Consider the following 17,589-nt stretch of genomic DNA (forward strand, 5'->3'; position numbering starts at 1 on the left):
GAGCCATCTCGTTCCCGAAATGCGGCGATTACCGGTTCGGCAAACAGAAAAACGACTGCGCGTTCTCACCCAAAATCTGACGCTTACTTTTCTCCGGCAAGGCAGAGCTGCTGACCAAATGGCCAATCTGTTGTTCCCCCAGCGGGAAGGGAGCATCGGAGCCCAGCATGACCCGTTCCGCACCCAGGGTATCCACCAGAAGCTCTAGCGCCCGTGGATCGAACACCGCGGAGTCGACGGAGAAGCGATCCAGATAGCTTGACGGTTTATGCGGGCAATCTTCACGCACGATATCGCGCTGCTCCCAGGCGTTATCAACCCTCCCCATCAGGTAAGCAAAGCTGCCGCCCCCGTGGGCAAAGCAGAGTTTCAGGCTGCGCGGCAAGCGTTCGAAGGCGCCTGAGAGGATCAAAGAGAGGATCGCCAATTGCGTTTCCGCCGGCATTGCCACCAGCCAGGGCAGCATCCATTTCTTCATGCGCTCCGCGCCGCCCATCATATCCCAGGGATGTACCAGCACCGGGATACCCTCGTGGGCGCAGTGGGTCAGAAAGACGATCAGCGATTCATGATCCAGATCCTTTGCCCCCACGTGATTACCTATTTGCACGCCAATATGACCACACTCTTTTGCCCGGCTGGCTTCGCGGCAGGCGGCTTCGCTGTCCTGCAGGGGAACCTGCGCCAGCACCTTCAGCCGTCGCGGGTTGGCAGACGCCATCTCCAGCGCCCGATCGTTCATCAATTGGACCCAGGGCAGGGCGCGATCGAGAGCGACGTCATAGGCAAACATGACCGGCGTGGCGCACATGATCTGAATATCGATATGCTGTTCATCCAGCTGTTCCAGGCGGCGTTCGGCATCCCACAGGGCGTCATAGACCGGCCGGAAAGGCTTATCATTGAGCATGATCTGGCCTTCGCGCCCGTGGGTTGCCAACCAGGGAGCCCGCTCAACATCCAGCCTGGCAGCCTCTTGTTGGCTGATTTTAGGGAAAAAATGCGAGTGGATATCTATTTTCATCGGTTTTCTGTTGCCTTCAGTGTGCGATGCCAGGTTTGTGCATCGCGGCTTGGGTGGATCTCGCCGCACTGGCTGCAGCGGCGTTCTTCATCGCTGGTTGCATAAAATTGTTCATAAACCGGGGGGAGATCCGCCACGATGCTCTTGAGGTTCATTTCATATCTTTTGATCAGGTTGCCGCAGGCCGCGCATGACCACTGTATGGCGTCCGGCTCATTTTCCGGGCGCATCCGTTCCAGCACCAGGCAAAGGCTGCCCTCTTCCGGGCGTTGAGGAGAATGAAGCACATGGGGTGCCATCAGGAAAATGTCCCCTTCACGCAGGTCGATGCGGTCGTAACGGCCGTCATCCCAGATGTTCAGATAGGCATTCCCTTTAAACTGGTAGAAGAACTCCTCTACCGGGTTATCGTGAAAATCGGTGCGCTGGTTCGGCCCGCCGACGACGGTGACCATGTAATCGCTGTCCTGCCAGATCTGTTGGTTATTGACCGGGGGCTTGAGCCGATGCGCGTTACTGTCTAGCCAAGTATTGAAATTGAGCGGAAATCCATATTTGAAGTTAGACATTGTTATTCTCCGATTCGTAGGGCAGAGGATATGCACAGGTTATTTTTGGGGCTTATAGGCGATGGCCTTGATTTCAATTAACAAGTGCGGGTGGGGCAGTTGATGCACCGCCACGGTGGTGCGGGTTGGGCCGTCGTAGTCAAAATAGTCGGCATAAACCGCGTTATAGCCAGCAAAATCGTTCATATTGACGAGAAAAGCGCTGATCTCGACAACATCATTCAGGTCGGCTCCGACACTGCGCAGGATGTCGCGAATATTATCGAGCACCGCGCGAGTCTGAACGTCGATAGCCAGGCGGGTTGCACCCATGGCATCGGCTTCGGCCCCGGCAATACTGTTGTCCGGCAATCTGGCACTGGTGCCGGAGACAAACAGAAAGTCGCCGGCCCGTTTCACGTGTGGAAAACGTCCGCGCGGGGCGGCTTTTCCTTTAACAACCACAGCCTGGTTAGTCATAGCTGACCCTCGGTATGAAATGCCGTTCGCCCAAAACCGGAAATATCGACGCTGACGTGTAGCCCGGGGCGTAAAGCTTCTGCTGCGGTTGCCGCACCAGCGAGGATCACCGAACCGGCAGGCAGTACGCGTTCTTGTTGATGCAGCAGGCTGGCGATCTGTACCAGTGCACGCAATGGATGCCCAAGAATAGCTGCGGTGCTGCCAACCTGCACCGGACGCCCATGAAAGTTCATCACCACACCAAGGTTATCGATGGCGCGCTGCGGGTTCTGCAAGGCCCCCACGACGAATTTGGCGGATGAGCAGTTGTCGGCAATCACGTCCTCAAGGGTGAAGCGGAAATCGCGGTAACGGGAATCGATAATCTCCAGCGCAGGGCATACCCCTTCAAGCACCCGGCCGGCTTCGGCCAGGGACAGCGGGCCATTGATCTCTTTGCCGGTGATAAAACAGAGTTCAGGTTCCACGCGCGGGTGGATCAACTCGCGCAGATCCAGTGTTCCTCCTTCTTCAATCTGCATGGCATCGGTCAGTTCTCCCCAAATAAGATGGTCAACGCCCATCTGCTGCATTTTGGCGCGGCTGGTGAAACCCAGCTTCAGGCCGACGCGACGCTCTCCACGCTGCTCGCGCAGCCGGATCCCTTCAGCCTGAATCCGATAGGCCGTGGGAAGATCCAGAGCCTGCTGTCCGGTTAACTGTGCGGTGGCTTGCTGGCTGAGTGTGGCCTGGTCTAGCTGAGTGGCCAGTGCGGTAAGATCCATGATTTTGCTCATGCAATGTTCTCCTGAAGCCTGTTTCGCTGGGCCAGCAAATCCAGGGCGACGTCAACGATCATATCTTCCTGGCCGCCGACCATACGCCGACGGCCGACCTCCAATAAGATATCGGCGGTTTTAAGTTGATACTGCTCCGCCGCCTTTTCGGCATGGCGCAGAAAACTGGAGTAGACGCCGGCATACCCCAGCGACAGGCTCTCTCGATCGACGCGTACCGGACGATCCTGCAATGGACGCACCAGATCGTCTGCCGCGTCCATCAGTTGCAGCAGGTCGCAACCGTGGTTCCAGCCCAAACGTTCGGCGGTGGCGATAAAGACCTCAAGCGGCGCATTGCCGGCACCGGCTCCCTGACCGGCCAGCGAAGCGTCGACCCGCTGACAGCCTTCCTCCACTGCGACAATCGAGTTGGCGACCCCAAGCGCTAAATTATGGTGAGCGTGCATGCCGATTTCCGTGTTTTCATCAAGCACCTCGCGCAGAGCGCGGAAGCGATCGCGGATATCCTGCATCAGCATGGCGCCGCCAGAATCGACCACGTACACGCAGGTGGCACCGTAGGACTCCATCAGTTTTGCCTGCTGTGCCAGATGTTTGGGTTCAGCCATGTGGGACATCATCAGAAAACCGACGGTATCCATCCCCAGCTCACGCGCAAAGCTAATGTGTTGGCGCGAAATATCCGCTTCGATGCAGTGAGTGGCGACGCGCACTACCCGTGCGCCGGCATCATAGGCATTACGCAAATCGTGAACGGTACCGATACCCGGCAACAGCAGCGTCGCGATCCGGGCATGGCTGACCGACTCTGCGGCAGCGGCAATCCACTCGACGTCGCTGTGCGCGCCGAAGCCGTAGTTGAAGCTGGAGCCGGATAGCCCATCACCGTGGGCCACTTCGATCGAGTCGACCCCAGCGCGATCCAACGCGGTGGCGATTTGTCTGACCTGTGGCAGCGAGTAACGGTGGCGTACTGCGTGGGAACCGTCACGCAGAGTGACGTCGGAGATATAGAGTTTTTTCATCTTCATGCTCCCTGACCTTGCAGCAAACGCCTTGCGATATGCTCACCGCAGGCCAGTGCGGCTGACGTCATGATGTCGAGGTTGCCGGCGTAGGCCGGTAAATAGTGAGCGGCCCCTTCGACCTCCAGGAAGATGGAGACTTTCAGGCCACCCTGCGGCCCCAGATCCGGGTAAAGGTGCGCATCGGCCGGGGCGATGGTTTCAAACTGGACTTCCTGCTTGAGCCGATAGCCGGGAACGTACTCTTGCACTTTGGCGACCATGGCAACCACCGCCTCGGTAATCGCTTGCCGATCGCTCGGTGGCGTCAGGCAGAAAACGGTATCGCGCATCATCAAGGGCGGTTCGGCCGGGTTGAGGATAATGATGGCCTTGCCGCGCCTTGCGCCGCCTACGCTTTGCAGTGCCAGCGCGGTGGTTTCGGTAAATTCGTCGATGTTTGCGCGAGTGCCGGGCCCGGCAGAACGGCTGGAGACCGAAGCGACGATCTCGGCATAGTAAACATCGGTGACGGCGGCGACGGCGGCCACCATCGGAATGGTGGCTTGTCCGCCGCAGGTGACCATATTCAGATTGGGGGCGTCGCCCTGAGTTGCCAGGTTGACTACCGGCACTATGTAGGGGCCGATGGCTGCCGGAGTCAGATCGATTACCCGTACACCGTACTGTTGCAACAACTTATTGTGGTGCGCGTGCGCCCCGGCCGAAGTGGCGTCAAAAACCACTTTGATTTCGCTGAAATCGGGCAGCGCGAGCAGGCCATCAATGCCTTCGGACGTCGCCACCACGCCCAGCCGATTCGCACGGGCCAGGCCGTCGGAGGCAGGATCGATTCCGACCATCGCAGCCATTTTCAGGTGCTGACCGTGGCGCAGGATCTTAATCATCAGATCGGTGCCGATGTTGCCCGAACCGATGATTGCAGCGGCAATTTGCGCTGAGTTGCTCATTGATCACCTCCTGCGGCAGGGGCGAAGCGGCCGCTGACCTGACCGAGGCCCTCAATGCGGGCGCTAAACACATCCCCAGCGCAGGCCGCTACCATCGGCCCCAATGCGCCAGTGAGGATGATATCGCCGGCTCGCAATGCGTTGCCGCGTTGCGCCAGCGTGTCCGCCAACCACAAGGCGGCAAGCAGCGGATTGCCCAGACAGGCCGCTCCGGCACCCACCGAAACCGGTTCGCCAGCGCGCTCCAGCACCATGCCGCAGCCCAGCAGATCGACGTCCTTCAACAGCACCGGGCGGTTGCCCAGCACGAACAGTCCGCAGGAGGCGTTATCGGCAATGGTGTCCGCCAGCGAGATATCCCAGCCGGCGATGCGGCTATCAACCACTTCGAGAGCGGGCAGCAGATAGGCGGTAGCGCGGATCAGGTCGGCGAGCGTGTTTTTTTCATGGGGCAGATCCCGTTCAAGTACCAAGGCGATCTCGGCTTCCACCTTGGGCTGTATCAGCCGACCAGCGGCAATCTCTTCACCGTCACACAGCGCCATGTCGGCGAACAGCTGGCCGAAATCCGGTTGATTAACCCCCAGTTGGCGCTGTACCGCCGCCGACGTCAGCCCGATTTTGCTGCCCACCGGCCGGTGCCCCTTTTGGATCCGCTCTTGGTTATTGACCCGCTGTATGGCATAGGCGGCATCGATATCCTGTGAACCCACCAGGTGGCGAACCGGCGCGCAGGGGCGGCCACTCTCGGCGGCCTGCCTGAGCATTTTGGCCGCTTCATGGTGTTCAGGCTTTAGTGAATTTGACACATGACTCTCCTGTTATGCGCCACGCGTGAACGTGGCCGTTTTCCCTGCGGCTGGGTATTGTCGTGAGTCATGCCCTTGAAGAAAGAGAGCGTTGGCGAACACGATTTAGCCAGCCGGCGAGAGTGGATACAGGGCAGTCTAATCAGATGGCCAATAAGCGAAAAATGAATAAAGTGGCTTTTGCTATTCCTTAAAGTTATGCCATAGTCGCCAGACTTGGTGCCTGGGCCAGACGATTTTTGGGAGTAAACGGCAATGAATGAACGTTCCCCTTTTAACGTGAGCGATATGATCCTGAACCGGCTCAAGCTGCGTCCACTGCTGATTTTTGACCGGGTATTACGCAATCAGTCGATTGCGCGTGCGGCTCGGGAACTGAATCTGACCCAGCCCGCCGTGACCAAAGCGATCCGCGAACTGGAACAACAGCTGGATACCATCCTGTTCGATCGTAATAATCGGGGCGTGACCCCAACGGACTGTGGTGTCTTGCTGGGAGAGCGGGTTAAATCGGTGATTGCCGAGCTGCGCTACCTGACCGATGAGCTGAACACCTTCAAGGGCGGCGTTACCGGCCATGTTGTGGTGGGAACGCAGATCTCGGCCAGCGCCCGTTTGTTGCCGCGCGCCATCTTGTTGCTGAAAGAACGAGCACCCAAAATTCTGGTCACCGTACGGGAAGGGCCGCAGGATTACTTATTTCCTGCATTAGCGACCGGTGAGCTGGATGTGGTGGTAGGGCGTTTGCCCGAGCCCGATGCGCCTCTGACCGCCCGCATGGCGCTGAGTCACCGGGCATTATATTGCAACAGCCTTTGCGTGGTGGCCGGCAGCCGCCATCCGCTGGTGCAAGAAGCCAATCTTAACCTTCAACACCTTGCGTCATGGCCGTGGATCCTGCCGCCGCTCGACTCGCCGGCCCGGCGTGTGGCCGAGCAATTCTTCAAGGAGTCCGGGCTGCCGGCCCCTGAAAATATCGTGGAGTCATTGTCGCTGCTGACCAACGTCAACCTGCTGGTGGATTCTTCATTCCTTGGCCTGATGCCGACCGCCGCGGCGCGGCGCTTTATTGCGGCCGGTCTGCTGTTCCAACTGCCGCTTGGCGACGTGGGCCCCTCCACCGAGGTCGGGTTTTCCATCCGTGAAGATAAGCCTTTGACGCCGGCGAGCAGGCAACTGATTGAATGCCTGAAATTGGCGGTTCAGGAAGACAATGCGTTGCCTGGCTATAACCAAACGGCATAGCAAAGCCCGCTTTATTCATTTTCACCTTATTTCTACGGCTCCCTACACTGCGTAACGATACCCGGTCGAAGCTCCCTTCCAACGGCGTTGTTTTCAGACGCCAATGGCAGGTTTCTTCGTGCCGCTTTGTGACTCAGGAGGAACAGTGCCGTGGCAATTTATCAATCCGCGCCGGATTTACCCTTGTATATCGACGGCCAGTTTGTCGATGGGATCCGGCAGTTCGACAATATCAGCCCCGTTGATGGACACCTCGTTTCGCGAGTTGCCGAAGCGGGGGAAGCGCAGGTAGCGGCAGCAGTCAAGGCCGCCCATGCCGCACTCTCCGGGCCTTGGGGGCAACTGAGCGTGCCGGAACGTGTGGCGCTATTGCACCGGGTGGCCGAGGGTATCGAAGCCCGTTTTGACGAATTTGTCGCGGCAGAAGTGGCGGACACTGGACGCCCCGAAAGTCTGGCGCGTACGCTGGACGTTCCCCGCGCCATTGCCAACTTCCGTACCTTCGCCGATCTGGCTGCAACCTCGGTCAATGAATGCTGCGAAACGCCACAGGCCGATGGTGGCCTGCTGTTCAACTATACGGTCCGCAAACCGCTAGGGGTGGTGGCCGTAATTTCTCCCTGGAATTTGCCGCTGCTGCTGCTGACCTGGAAACTCGGGCCAGCGTTGGCCATGGGTAACACCGTGGTGTGCAAACCGTCGGAAGAAACGCCCTCTTCGGCAACGCTGCTGGCGCAAGTGATGCACGCGGCCGGTTTGCCTGCCGGGGTATTTAACCTGATCCACGGTTTCGGACCGGGTTCCGCAGGCGAGTACCTTACCCGCCAGCCGGAGATTGCCGCCGTTTCCTTTACCGGCGAATCTCGTACGGGCAGCGCCATCATGAAAGCGGTGGCGGATGGCGTAAAAGAAGTCTCTTTCGAATTGGGCGGGAAAAATGCCGCGGTGGTGTTTGCCGATGCTGACTTTGAGGCGGCGGTCGCCGGCGTAGCACGCTCCTCATTTTTCAACACTGGGCAAGTGTGTTTGTGCTCTGAACGTGTCTATGTCGAGCGCCCGATCTTCGATCGTTTCGTCGCGGCATTAAAGCAACGGGCCGAAGCCTTGAAAATAGGTTATCCCGATGAGGAGGGCGTGGATCTCGGTCCGCTGGTGTCGCAAAAGCATCGGGACAAAGTGCTTTCCTACTTTGAGCTGGCCCGCACCGAGGGAGCCACCCTGATCACCGGCGGTGGGGTACCGGTATTCGGTGACGAGCGCGATAACGGCTCCTGGATCCGCCCAACCATTTGGACCGGGCTTAGCGACGATGCACGCTGCGTGCGCGAAGAGATTTTTGGACCGGTATGTCACATATCGCCTTTCGATAACGAAGAGGAAGTGCTGGCGCGGGTCAACGACAGCCAATATGGCCTGGCTTGCGCGTTATGGACCAGTCAGGTCGGGCGAGCGCATCGCCTGGCTCGGCGTGTTCATACCGGCATCGTCTGGGTTAACAGCTGGTATGCCCGCGATCTACGCACCCCGTTTGGTGGTAGCAAACTGTCCGGTATGGGTCGCGAGGGCGGGCGTCACTCTTTGGACTTTTATTCTGAAATCAGCAATGTCTGCATAAAACTATAATCGCTCACCGGCTGCCGACAGCCCGTGGCAGCCCGCAGAGTCCCTCTATTCGCTGACAGGAGCCTGACCTCATGTCTCATGGTGCATCTCTGGATATTGAAGCCTTTATCGATCAATCGCCATTTTCCCCGTTCCAATGGCTACTGCTTCTGCTGTGTTTTTTGGTGATTTTCATGGACGGTTACGACATGGCTGCGATTGCCTACGTGGCCCCTTCACTGCTGGACGAATGGGGAGTGCAGAAAGCCGAACTGGGGCCCGCCATGAGCGCGGCGCTGTTTGGCCTGGCGTTTGGTTCGCTGCTGTCCGGGCCATTGGCGGACAGGGTGGGCCGCAAACCGGCGGTGATCTATTCCGTATTGTTGTTTGGGGTGTTCAGTCTGGCAACCGCCTGGTCAACTTCGATAGGATCATTGACCCTGCTGCGTTTTATTACCGGATTAGGGTTAGGGGCTGCGATGCCCAATAGCATCACGCTGCTGTCCGAATACTGCCCCAGCAAACGGCGCACCATGATAGTCAGTGCCATGCTGTGCGGTTTCCCGCTGGGAGCGGCCGTCGGTGGCCTGCTGGCCGGTTACCTTATCCCTTCATTTGGCTGGCGTTCAGTGTTGGTGGTAGGGGGCGTGGTGCCTATCCTGCTGTGCGTAGCCTTACCTTGGTTATTGCCCGAATCGGTGCGTTATATGGTGCTTAAGCGCTATCCCAGCGCCCGTATTCGCGCCGTTTTACAGCGCATAAAGAAGGAAGGGGCCGAGCGGGCTGAGCACTTCGTCATTGCGGAAAAAATAGCCGACGGACATTCCGCTATCCGTGCCATTCTGACTTCGCCGCATCGCACCGTCACAGGGTTGCTGTGGCTGAGCTGTTTTATGAGCATGCTGGTGTTTTACATGATCGTTAGCTGGATGCCGCTGCTGCTAAAAGAGGCGGGGTTGTCGGTGCTGCAATTTTCCCATATCAGTGCGCTGTTCCCGTTAGGCGGTGGGGTGGGGTCAATAGTGATAGGTTGGGTGATGGATCGCCGTGAACCCAATAAGGTCCTGGCGCTGACCTATCTGGCCGCCGGGGTATTGGCCTATGGCGTGGGCCTGGCGGTCGGAAATGTCACTCATACTCTGCTGTTGGGTTCACTGGTGTTCTTGATGGGATTTGCTTCCGGTGGCGGGCAGTCTGCGCTGGCGTCACTGTCTGCTTCCTATTATCCCACCAGCTGCCGCGCCACCGGGGTGGGCAGCATGTATGGAGTAGGGCGTTTTGGCGCTATATTCGGCGTGCTCGCCGGTGCGGAACTGCTGCGTTACCAGTATCCCGCCGCGGCCATTTTTAGCCTGTTGCTGATCCCTGCCTGGTTGGTTTGCCTGGCGCTGATGCTGAAGTATTTCAGCGGACGGCGGCGAGAACTGCTGTTGGCTCGCTTGCCGGATAAACAGTGACGTTACGCTTGCGTTTGCGTTTGACACTGCAGCAGAGAAAGAGAAAGGCGTTACTTGTCGTCAGGAAGGAAATAGTGCCCGCATTTAGGGCAGATCATGGTGATGTTTTTACGCATTTTGCGACTGTTTTGTTCAGATACGTGAGCGCATTTCGGGCAGGTCACTTTTACTGATGAGTCGCTGAACATCTTAAGGGCATCAAAGATAGACATATCTTTCACCGGGTAGATGTAAGGAGCCTCAGTTTAGCATTGCTCGGGGTTAATAGCCCTTTATTGATTGTTTATTAATCATTTCTGCGAGGGCGGTGCCGGGACTTTGGCGCCGATGAACAAGCGGCGCCGCAGTAAAAATGTCACATTTCCATCCGAGGTTACATCTGTCGGAGCAACCTTACGCAGGCATGACAGTTCTATACATTGTGGCTGGTAATTTAACAGCTACCCGATGATGTTGTGTGTTATCCATTCCCTGTAGTGTATTACCCCATCCCTGTTAAGTTTATCCCGCCTTGTGCGGGATTTTTTTTACCTGCGCTCAATCATTTGCCCGCCAAACATAATGTCGCGCGTGGCCTGCAGCGCCAGAAAATCATGAGGGAAACCGAGCCCGATAGCACTGGCAGTTTCCAGCCGTTGCCATTGCTCTTCTGTGAGCCGGACGTCTAATGCCCCCAGATTATCTTCCAATTGCGCCAGCGTACGTGCGCCAATAATGGGGGCGGTCACCGCCGGGTTACGCAGCGTCCAGGCCAGGGCCACTTGCGAAGCGCTGAAGCCGGATTCGTCGGCCAGCGCCTGTACCTGTTCGGCAATCACAAGATTGCGTTCGGTCAGCATACCCTTATTGCGTACCATTGCGCGCCTTGTCCCGTTCTCTTCCCCCATGGGCTGCAAATCACGTCGGCTGTATTTACCGCTCAAGATACCGCCGGACAGCGGTGACCAAGGGATCACACCGAGGCCCATTTCCTGTGCCATCGGGATCAGCTCACGCTCTACGGTGCGTTCCAGCAGGCTGTATTCGATCTGCAGGCCAATCAGCGGTGACCAGCCACGTAAATCCGCCAGCGTCTGCATTCTGGCAGCCTGCCAGGCGGGGAGATCCGAAACGGCCAGGTACAGCACCTTGCCGGCGCGCACCAGGTCATCCATGGCGCGCATGATCTCTTCTACCGGAGTAGTGAAGTCCCAGGCGTGCAGATACAGCAGGTCGATATAATCGGTATTCAGGCGCTGCAGGCTGTCTTCCACCGAGCGCACCATACTCTTGCGATGGTTGCCGCCGGAGTTGGGATTATCAGGTTGCATGGGCAGCGTGTATTTGGTGGCGATCACCAACCGATCGCGGCGTCCGGCGGCGAACTCCCCGACAAAACGCTCGGCGCTGCCTTCGGTGTAGCGGTTGGCGGTATCGATGAAATTGCCGCCGCGCTCGACGTAAACGTCAAACAAACGGCGGGCCTCCGCCTGTTCCGCCCCCCAGCCCCAGTCGGTGCCGAAGGTCATGGTGCCGAGTGCCAGCGGCGAGACGCGCAGGCCGGAACGGCCCAGTAGACGGTAGTGGTTTAGGGCCAGTAATGTATGCATCGTGCATTCCTCTGTGGTTTTTCCCCAGAATAGGCCCCGCGATACTCTGATTGAATACGCTATAATCTTCATGAATTATTAAGCGCAGGAGGCATAATGAGAGGAAGTGACTTTGCAGAGCTGCGCGCTTTTGCTGCCATTGTGGAACATGGCGGTTTTGCCCGTGCCGCAGCGCAACTGGGTATGTCCGCTTCCGCACTCAGCCAGACTCAGCGTAATCTGGAGACCCGGCTTGGTGTTCGGCTGTTGAATCGCACCACTCGCAGCGTGGCCCTCACCCAAGCGGGGGAGCAGCTGTTAGCGCGCCTTTCGCCGGCCTTGGCCGAAATTGAGGCCGCGGTCACCCAGACGGCTGCGCTGCGTTTACAACCGGCGGGCACGCTACGCCTTAACGCGTCCGGTTTGGCGGCGATTTATTATCTGGCCCCGTTGTTAGCGCCGTTCAATGCACATTATCCCGATATTGTGGTGGATCTAAGCGTGGACGATCGGCTGGTGGATATTGTTGCCGCCGGTTTCGACGCGGGCGTACGTCTGCATGAGCGGCTGGAAAAAGACATGGTGGCGGTTGCGCTGGGAGGCGAGCAACGCATGTGCGTGGTCGCCTCGCCGACATACCTGGCTCGTTACGGCGTACCACAGACGCCGGAGGCGCTACGGCAGCATCGTTGCCTAAATACTCGCTGGCCGACCAACGGCAGTCTCTATCGCTGGGAGTTCGAGCGCGGTAGCGAAAAGCTGGAGATTGCAGTGGAGGGGCCCTTGATCGTGGATGAACCGCAGGTTCTGGTGCGTGCTGCTATGGATGGGCTGGGGATTGCCTACTTGTTCGAGAGCCAGGTGGCTGAAGCCCTGAGGGACGGCCGGTTGCTTTCGTTGCTCACGGGCTGGACGCCGCCTTTTCCCGGATTTTACCTTTATTATCCCGCTAATCGGCAAATGCCGCGGCCGCTGCGTGTGTTTATTGACTTCGCCCGGCAGCAGGGCTAGCTGGTGGTGGTGAGCTGACGAGTATCCGGTTTTTTTGAATAACTCTGTCAGATAAATTTGGTATTCACCCCGGAGACAGTTGATTAGATTGGATCAGAGTATCCCCGGGTGCCATAGGCACCCTTATACAACGATCAGGGAGTTTCTAATGGCGAAGACAGTGGTAATTTTTCACTCCGGCTACGGCCACACCGAACGTTTGGCAAACGTGGTTGCGCAAGGTGCCGAAGCTGAACTGATCGCTATCGATCAGGAAGGCAATATCAGCGATGAAGCCTGGCAAAAACTGGATGAGGCGGATGCCATTATCTTTGGTTCGCCGACCTATATGGGGGGCCCGTCCTGGCAATTCAAAAAATTCGCCGATGCCAGTTCAAAAGCCTGGTTTACCCGCAAATGGCAGGACAAGGTTTTTGGTGGCTTCACTAACAGCGCCAGCCTGAACGGCGACAAGCAGGTGACGCTAATCGCGCTGCAAACGCTGGCCTCTCAGCATGGTGGTCTGTGGGTCAGTCTGGGGCTGATGCCGGCCAATACCAAGGCGGCGCAACGTACCGATGTGAACAACCTCGGCGGGTCCGTTGGTCTGCTGGTGCAGACCCCAGCAGATGCCGGCGTGGATGAAATGCTGTCGGGCGATCTGGAAACGGCTACCCTGTACGGCCAGCGCGTTGCGGCATTTGCCGCCAAATTGGCTTAAGCATTATCCCCTTGCACGCGCAGGGGGGGGGGAGATTAGCCAGGTACGCTTTTATTCATACGCACGCTTTGGGGCGCTCATTTTTTCTACACAATTGGGGCGTAAATTAGTGTGCGTTATTAGCCTGCTTGGGCTAACACTGCATTTCGTACAAATATTCCCGGTTCCTAGGCCGGGTTTTTTGTTGCTAAGGTGGGCTTAAGCTTCCGGCGATACAATGAGCGGCAACAGGGTCATGCAATGATCGTGTCGTAACTGTCAATTAGCTGCTCTTCAAGCGAGCCCGCATTGCGCGGGCTTTTTTTATGAATTGCGCTTCGTTGCGTCTTACCGGAAAATAATAACCGGCAGCATGGCTTGAGCGGTAGGTAAAATACCCGTCTTATTATTATGGTTTTGGCGTTGTGATCATCGGTGATGGTTTACGCTATGCTGTTAGATATCCTTGAACATTATTTTCGGGCGGGTGAAAATCCGTTTCGCATTGCAGGATACCGGTGAGCGATGGCGTTAAGAGCATTCTGTTAATTAAAAACGAATCTATCTTTGTTGCTGATCTGTCTGTATTTTTTAATTTTAACTCTGATTGTTATGTCTTCCTCATCATGTCGGGCGAGGGAATATGCATAGAATTGCTCTGGTGATTATAAATATATGGGTAAGGCGATGAACGCCAGAATAAACGCCAAGCAGGGATTGCCGGTCGCCATCCAGTTGATCACGCTTTTTCTGCTGGCCTATTTACTTTCCCTGCTGGGTATTTTTACACGTCCAATAGGTTCGCTTTCTCTGTTTTGGCCGGTGAATGCGATTTTACTCGGTCTATTATTACGCAAACCGGCCTATGCCAGCCCTGCGGGGTGGTTGATCACCTATCTGGGGATGATCGCCGCCGATTTGACCAACGGCGAAAGCCTGTCGCTGGCGCTGTGGTTGAATGCCTGCAACATGTCCCTGATTGCTACCGGTTACGGTGTGATGCTGCTGTTGCCGCAGTCGCAGCGCCGGATGGGCAAACCCCAAGCAATCCTCTATATGTTCACCGCCAGCCTGAGCGGTGCGGCAGTGGCATCGACGCTGTCGATACTGCGCAATGACAGCCTGTACAACAACACGGCGATTATCGCCTGGCTGGCGTGGTTCAGCGAACAGTTCTCGACCAACCTGCTGTTGCTGCCGGTATTGCTGGCCGCCCCGCGGCTGAAACAACTGCTGCGCCTGCAGATCAATTGGCAGCTGCGTGCCAGTATGCCGCTATTGGCGCTGCTGTTTTCACTGGTATTTAGCGTGTATATCGGCGGGCCGGGGGCGATTGCTTTTCCGATCCCTGCGTTGCTGTGGTGCGCGGTCCGCTATCAGTTGTTTACCGTGACGCTGCTGACATTGCTAACCGGCATGACCGAGATCAGCAGTATTTCGGCTAACCTGATGCTGTATGAAACGCCGAACAACCATAATGCCTACCTCGATACGCTGATGTCAGCCCGTCTGGGCATTGCCATGTTGGTCATGGGGCCGCTGATCCTTTCCAGCTCAATCGCGGTTAACCGTAAGCTGCTGCGGCGCCTGGAACACAGTGCCAATCATGATTTCCTTACGGGCGTCTTGGCGCGTAATGCACTGACACGTAAGGCCGGTGAAATGCTGGAGCACAAATATAAATCGAAAGAAGCGGTGTCGCTGCTGTTGATCGATATTGATCACTTTAAACAGATCAATGATACCCACGGCCATTTGGCCGGCGATCAGGTATTGGCTTCGTTCGCCCATATTATTAGGCGCGAGCTGCGTCACGATCAACTGTTTGGGCGTTTGGGCGGTGAAGAGTTTGCCATTATGCTGCCGCGCGCGCTGGCGGCGCAGGGTGTGGCGTTGGCGGAGCATTTACGGCAATTGGTGCAAAAAACCGAGTTGTATCCTGGTGGCAAGGTTCCGCTAAAAATCACTATCAGCGTTGGCGTCGCCAATCTGGCGATGAATGAGGTGAAATCGCTGGAACAGCTGATGAATATGGCAGATATCGCGCTTTATCGCGCCAAGTCGCAGGGGCGTAACAGGGTGGAGTCGTTTAATGTGATCAGTGGCAACAGCGTGGACCACATTCTGTTTAAATAAAGGCGTCAGTTCTGCTTGGGTTCAAACTCGGTGCCGCAGTTTGGGCAGATCAGCATGACTTTTTGCCGCAGCATCGAGCACTTTTGAGTCGTCACATAGGCGCATTTCGGGCAGGCGATTTGGGTTGAGCGGTTGATGAAACCTTTAACACTGCTGGTATCAGACATAATAAATGGCCTGTGTCAGGTGAAAACCCACGCTAACACAGGTGATATCAAATTGCTTTGAATGTTTTTTATACGCCTGGAAAGGGATTACAGGCTTTTAAGCACTTTCAGCGTTTCGTCCATGTCGATCTCGTGCTCGGAGAAGGTATGGGTGTCGTTCTGGAAGGTGGTGATGGTCAGCATGCGCAGCGTTTGCATGGTCTGGGACGCGTCCTCAGACTGCGGGCGGATGCGGTTCATCAACAGGCCAACCGACAGCACGGTATTTTCTTTATCCACGTCCGCTTTCACCGGCACTTCCTTGGTGAAAGTATTGAAGGATTTGATGCTGGTGATTTTGATTCTTTCGTTGGCGATGATGATGTACTTGCTCGACGCCAGCACCTTGACCGCAAATGCCGACGGGCCTTTGGTGTTGTTGGTCGGTTCGAAAATCACCGCTGCGTTTTTCTTAATCAGCTCCGGGTTTTGCACTTTAATCACGTGAAAATAACGATTTTCCCCGTTCTCATCGGTAATAAAGCCGAAGCCTTTGTCTTCAAAAAAAGTCGTTATCTTGCCGTTCATCATCATTCTCATAAAGTCGTTCAATACAGTGCTTATGATAGCGCGGAATGCCTTGCAGTGACAGATTGCGTGCCCGGCATTTGATAATGCGATAACGGCATTTAGCCGCGTGGTGGCCGCATGCTATTTTCAGCCTGACTTTATTCATTTCTGAAAGGGAAAATCGATGGGAATTAAACGGCTTAACCACGCGGTGTTGTATGTCAGTGACGTGCAGCACAGCGCGGACTTTTATCATCAGGTGCTGGGATTCAAGCTCAAACCTTCAGGCAGCCCCGATAAAGCGGTGTTTACCCAGGCGGCCGATTCGGATAATGATCACGATTTGGCGCTGTTCAGCAAGAACCTGGGGCAGCAGCGGGCCGGTGTTTTTCGCGCCAACGGCGAGCCGCCGGCGGAAAACGAACCTCCGGCCGGGTTGTATCATCTGGCCTGGGAAGTCGATAGCCTGGAAGAACTGGAGCGCATTCGCGATCAATTGGCGCAGCGAGGCATTCTTGGGCTGGAGGAAGACCATGGCGTGCACAAGAGCATTTACGGTCACGATCCGGATGGGCTGTTGTTTGAAGTGACCTGGTTTATTCCGTCGGCGTTGCAGACAGAAGAAGATCGCAACCAGCGCGGCATCAAACCGCTGGATTTCGTCGCCGAAAAACGCCGTTTCGCGCAGGCATGATAGAACGGGGCGCCGTTGGGCGCCCTGCAGTTACAGAACCTTATTGAGAAAGTTGACGGTGCGGTGATGCTGTGGATGGTTCAGTACCTGTCGCGCATTCCCCTGTTCGACGATTTGCCCATCGACCATAAAGACAATCTGATCCGCCGCTTCGCGCGCAAAGCCAATTTCATGGGTTACCACCACCAGCGTAACTCCCAGATCCGCCAGCCCTTTGATGACGTCCAACACTTCACCAACCAGTTCAGGATCCAGCGCCGAAGTCGGTTCATCGAACAAAATCACCTTTGGATTCAGCGCCAGAGCACGAGCAATGGCGATACGCTGTTGCTGACCACCGGACAGGTGACGCGGGTAGGCATCCGCCTTGTGCCGCAGGCCGACGGTATCCAACAGTTGATAAGCGACCTCTTTGGCCTGGGCTCGCGAGTAAATCTTATGTACCACCGGCGCTTCAACGATGTTTTCCAGGACCGTCAGGTGAGGGAACAGGTTGAAGTTCTGGAACACATAGCCAACGTTGATGCGCTGCTTGAGAATGGCGTTTTCTTTCAGCTCATACAGCTTGTCACCCTTGCGTCGGTAGCCGACGTAGTCGCCGTCGATACGGATAAAGCCTTCGTCGACGCGCTCGAGATGATTGATGGCCCGCAGCAGGGTGGACTTGCCGGAACCTGAGGGACCAAGAATGACCGTGACGGTTCCCGGCTGCAGCGTCAGGCTGACGTCGTCCAGCGCTTTATGCTTGCCGAAATATTTGCTCACGTTGCTGATCTCAATCAGGCCGCGGGCCGGTACCGGGACAATGTTGCGCACCGGCGCTTCGCGCAGGGCATAATAATCAATGGCTTCAGACATGGGAT

The 17,589-nt window shown here is 56.5% G+C and carries 19 protein-coding genes; 7 read left to right on the forward strand and 12 right to left on the reverse strand.

The genetic code is table 11. From position 1 onward, the window contains the following. Positions 1–28: 28 nt before the first annotated feature. Genes NR114_RS09130 through NR114_RS09160 form a run of 7 tightly spaced genes read right to left on the reverse strand, consistent with a single transcriptional unit; the run spans position 29 to position 5,576 of the window. Positions 29–1,024 carry an amidohydrolase family protein gene (locus tag NR114_RS09130; protein WP_234529961.1) on the reverse strand — a complete coding sequence of 332 codons (996 nt, stop codon included), beginning with the start codon at positions 1,022–1,024 and terminating at the stop codon, positions 29–31. Further along, positions 1,021–1,593: a 3-hydroxyanthranilate 3,4-dioxygenase gene (locus NR114_RS09135; protein WP_020825584.1), complete on the reverse strand. Its 573-nt coding sequence runs from the start codon at positions 1,591–1,593 to the stop codon at positions 1,021–1,023. Before NR114_RS09135 ends, NR114_RS09130 begins: the two co-directional genes overlap by 4 nt. 39 nt (positions 1,594–1,632) lie before the next feature. Next, a complete protein-coding gene (locus NR114_RS09140) occupies positions 1,633–2,052 on the reverse strand; it encodes a RidA family protein (RefSeq protein WP_020825585.1) in 420 nt (139 codons plus the stop codon). Continuing rightward, positions 2,049–2,831, reverse strand: a complete 783-nt coding sequence (locus NR114_RS09145) for a 2-keto-4-pentenoate hydratase (protein WP_020825586.1) — start codon at positions 2,829–2,831, stop codon at positions 2,049–2,051. Before NR114_RS09145 ends, NR114_RS09140 begins: the two co-directional genes overlap by 4 nt. Continuing rightward, positions 2,828–3,865, reverse strand: a complete 1,038-nt coding sequence (gene dmpG / locus NR114_RS09150) for a 4-hydroxy-2-oxovalerate aldolase (RefSeq protein WP_234529962.1) — start codon at positions 3,863–3,865, stop codon at positions 2,828–2,830. Before dmpG ends, NR114_RS09145 begins: the two co-directional genes overlap by 4 nt. Beyond that, positions 3,862–4,809 carry an acetaldehyde dehydrogenase (acetylating) gene (locus tag NR114_RS09155; protein ID WP_256814068.1) on the reverse strand — a complete coding sequence of 316 codons (948 nt, stop codon included), beginning with the start codon at positions 4,807–4,809 and terminating at the stop codon, positions 3,862–3,864. The genes dmpG and NR114_RS09155 overlap by 4 nt, the downstream gene beginning before the upstream one ends. Continuing rightward, positions 4,806–5,576: a 2-keto-4-pentenoate hydratase gene (locus NR114_RS09160; RefSeq protein ID WP_149573900.1), complete on the reverse strand. Its 771-nt coding sequence runs from the start codon at positions 5,574–5,576 to the stop codon at positions 4,806–4,808. Before NR114_RS09160 ends, NR114_RS09155 begins: the two co-directional genes overlap by 4 nt. A 297-nt stretch (positions 5,577–5,873) precedes the next feature. Here NR114_RS09160 and NR114_RS09165 point away from each other — a divergent pair, with 297 nt between their 5' ends. The 3 genes from NR114_RS09165 (at position 5,874) to NR114_RS09175 (ending at position 9,922) form a co-directional block, all read left to right on the forward strand. Beyond that, positions 5,874–6,863 carry a LysR substrate-binding domain-containing protein gene (locus NR114_RS09165; RefSeq protein ID WP_256814067.1) on the forward strand — a complete coding sequence of 330 codons (990 nt, stop codon included), beginning with the start codon at positions 5,874–5,876 and terminating at the stop codon, positions 6,861–6,863. Between the two features lie 150 nt (positions 6,864–7,013). After that, positions 7,014–8,486 (forward strand): 2-hydroxymuconic semialdehyde dehydrogenase, encoded by a 1,473-nt coding sequence (locus NR114_RS09170; RefSeq protein ID WP_256814066.1) that lies wholly within the window; start codon positions 7,014–7,016, stop codon positions 8,484–8,486. 71 nt (positions 8,487–8,557) lie between these two features. After that, a complete protein-coding gene (locus NR114_RS09175; protein ID WP_116691020.1) occupies positions 8,558–9,922 on the forward strand; it encodes an MFS transporter in 1,365 nt (454 codons plus the stop codon). A 50-nt stretch (positions 9,923–9,972) separates the two neighbouring features. On the opposite strand, the gene NR114_RS09180 is transcribed toward NR114_RS09175, so the two are convergent. Together NR114_RS09180 and NR114_RS09185 are read right to left on the reverse strand one after the other, a co-directional pair. Beyond that, positions 9,973–10,134, reverse strand: a complete 162-nt coding sequence (locus NR114_RS09180; protein ID WP_216641657.1) for a YnfU family zinc-binding protein — start codon at positions 10,132–10,134, stop codon at positions 9,973–9,975. Between the two features lie 315 nt (positions 10,135–10,449). After that, positions 10,450–11,511, reverse strand: coding sequence for an aldo/keto reductase (locus tag NR114_RS09185; protein WP_256814065.1), 1,062 nt, complete (start codon positions 11,509–11,511; stop codon positions 10,450–10,452). 96 nt (positions 11,512–11,607) lie between these two features. Between NR114_RS09185 and NR114_RS09190 the strand changes: the two genes are divergently transcribed. The 3 genes from NR114_RS09190 (at position 11,608) to NR114_RS09200 (ending at position 15,316) form a co-directional block, all read left to right on the forward strand. Beyond that, positions 11,608–12,501 carry a LysR family transcriptional regulator gene (locus NR114_RS09190; RefSeq protein WP_115059663.1) on the forward strand — a complete coding sequence of 298 codons (894 nt, stop codon included), beginning with the start codon at positions 11,608–11,610 and terminating at the stop codon, positions 12,499–12,501. Between the two features lie 148 nt (positions 12,502–12,649). After that, positions 12,650–13,201: a flavodoxin family protein gene (locus NR114_RS09195; protein WP_020825595.1), complete on the forward strand. Its 552-nt coding sequence runs from the start codon at positions 12,650–12,652 to the stop codon at positions 13,199–13,201. Positions 13,202–13,867: 666 nt separating this feature from the next. Further along, entirely contained in the window at positions 13,868–15,316 is a 1,449-nt protein-coding gene (locus NR114_RS09200) for a GGDEF domain-containing protein (protein ID WP_020825596.1), read from the forward strand. Between the two features lie 5 nt (positions 15,317–15,321). On the opposite strand, the gene NR114_RS09205 is transcribed toward NR114_RS09200, so the two are convergent. Continuing rightward, a complete protein-coding gene (locus NR114_RS09205) occupies positions 15,322–15,483 on the reverse strand; it encodes a YnfU family zinc-binding protein (protein ID WP_020825597.1) in 162 nt (53 codons plus the stop codon). Positions 15,484–15,570: 87 nt separating this feature from the next. Next, complete coding sequence (locus NR114_RS09210) at positions 15,571–16,050, reverse strand: cold-shock protein (protein ID WP_256814095.1); 480 nt, start codon at positions 16,048–16,050, stop codon at positions 15,571–15,573. A 166-nt stretch (positions 16,051–16,216) separates the two neighbouring features. On the opposite strand from NR114_RS09210, the gene NR114_RS09215 reads away from it, so the two are divergent. Beyond that, positions 16,217–16,726 (forward strand): VOC family protein, encoded by a 510-nt coding sequence (locus NR114_RS09215; protein ID WP_187962434.1) that lies wholly within the window; start codon positions 16,217–16,219, stop codon positions 16,724–16,726. Between the two features lie 30 nt (positions 16,727–16,756). Here NR114_RS09215 and NR114_RS09220 read toward each other — a convergent pair whose 3' ends face one another. Next, positions 16,757–17,584 carry an amino acid ABC transporter ATP-binding protein gene (locus NR114_RS09220; protein WP_020825600.1) on the reverse strand — a complete coding sequence of 276 codons (828 nt, stop codon included), beginning with the start codon at positions 17,582–17,584 and terminating at the stop codon, positions 16,757–16,759. Positions 17,585–17,589: the final 5 nt, after the last annotated feature.

This window comes from Serratia sp. Ser99 (assembly GCF_024519545.1).
GTDB classification, from domain to species: Bacteria; Pseudomonadota; Gammaproteobacteria; order Enterobacterales; family Enterobacteriaceae; genus Serratia; species Serratia liquefaciens.

Coding starts and splice junctions, on each gene's coding strand:
- NR114_RS09130 (WP_234529961.1), bottom strand. CDS start 1,024: ATGAAAATAGATATCCACTCGCATTTTTTCCCTAAAATCAGCCAACAA.
- NR114_RS09135 (WP_020825584.1), bottom strand. CDS start 1,593: ATGTCTAACTTCAAATATGGATTTCCGCTCAATTTCAATACTTGGCTA.
- NR114_RS09140 (WP_020825585.1), bottom strand. CDS start 2,052: ATGACTAACCAGGCTGTGGTTGTTAAAGGAAAAGCCGCCCCGCGCGGA.
- NR114_RS09145 (WP_020825586.1), bottom strand. CDS start 2,831: ATGAGCAAAATCATGGATCTTACCGCACTGGCCACTCAGCTAGACCAG.
- dmpG (WP_234529962.1), bottom strand. CDS start 3,865: ATGAAGATGAAAAAACTCTATATCTCCGACGTCACTCTGCGTGACGGT.
- NR114_RS09155 (WP_256814068.1), bottom strand. CDS start 4,809: ATGAGCAACTCAGCGCAAATTGCCGCTGCAATCATCGGTTCGGGCAAC.
- NR114_RS09160 (WP_149573900.1), bottom strand. CDS start 5,576: ATGCTCAGGCAGGCCGCCGAGAGTGGCCGCCCCTGCGCGCCGGTTCGC.
- NR114_RS09165 (WP_256814067.1), top strand. CDS start 5,874: ATGAATGAACGTTCCCCTTTTAACGTGAGCGATATGATCCTGAACCGG.
- NR114_RS09175 (WP_116691020.1), top strand. CDS start 8,558: ATGTCTCATGGTGCATCTCTGGATATTGAAGCCTTTATCGATCAATCG.
- NR114_RS09180 (WP_216641657.1), bottom strand. CDS start 10,134: ATGTCTATCTTTGATGCCCTTAAGATGTTCAGCGACTCATCAGTAAAA.
- NR114_RS09185 (WP_256814065.1), bottom strand. CDS start 11,511: ATGCATACATTACTGGCCCTAAACCACTACCGTCTACTGGGCCGTTCC.
- NR114_RS09190 (WP_115059663.1), top strand. CDS start 11,608: ATGAGAGGAAGTGACTTTGCAGAGCTGCGCGCTTTTGCTGCCATTGTG.
- NR114_RS09195 (WP_020825595.1), top strand. CDS start 12,650: ATGGCGAAGACAGTGGTAATTTTTCACTCCGGCTACGGCCACACCGAA.
- NR114_RS09200 (WP_020825596.1), top strand. CDS start 13,868: ATGAACGCCAGAATAAACGCCAAGCAGGGATTGCCGGTCGCCATCCAG.
- NR114_RS09205 (WP_020825597.1), bottom strand. CDS start 15,483: ATGTCTGATACCAGCAGTGTTAAAGGTTTCATCAACCGCTCAACCCAA.
- NR114_RS09210 (WP_256814095.1), bottom strand. CDS start 16,050: ATGAACGGCAAGATAACGACTTTTTTTGAAGACAAAGGCTTCGGCTTT.
- NR114_RS09215 (WP_187962434.1), top strand. CDS start 16,217: ATGGGAATTAAACGGCTTAACCACGCGGTGTTGTATGTCAGTGACGTG.
- NR114_RS09220 (WP_020825600.1), bottom strand. CDS start 17,584: ATGTCTGAAGCCATTGATTATTATGCCCTGCGCGAAGCGCCGGTGCGC.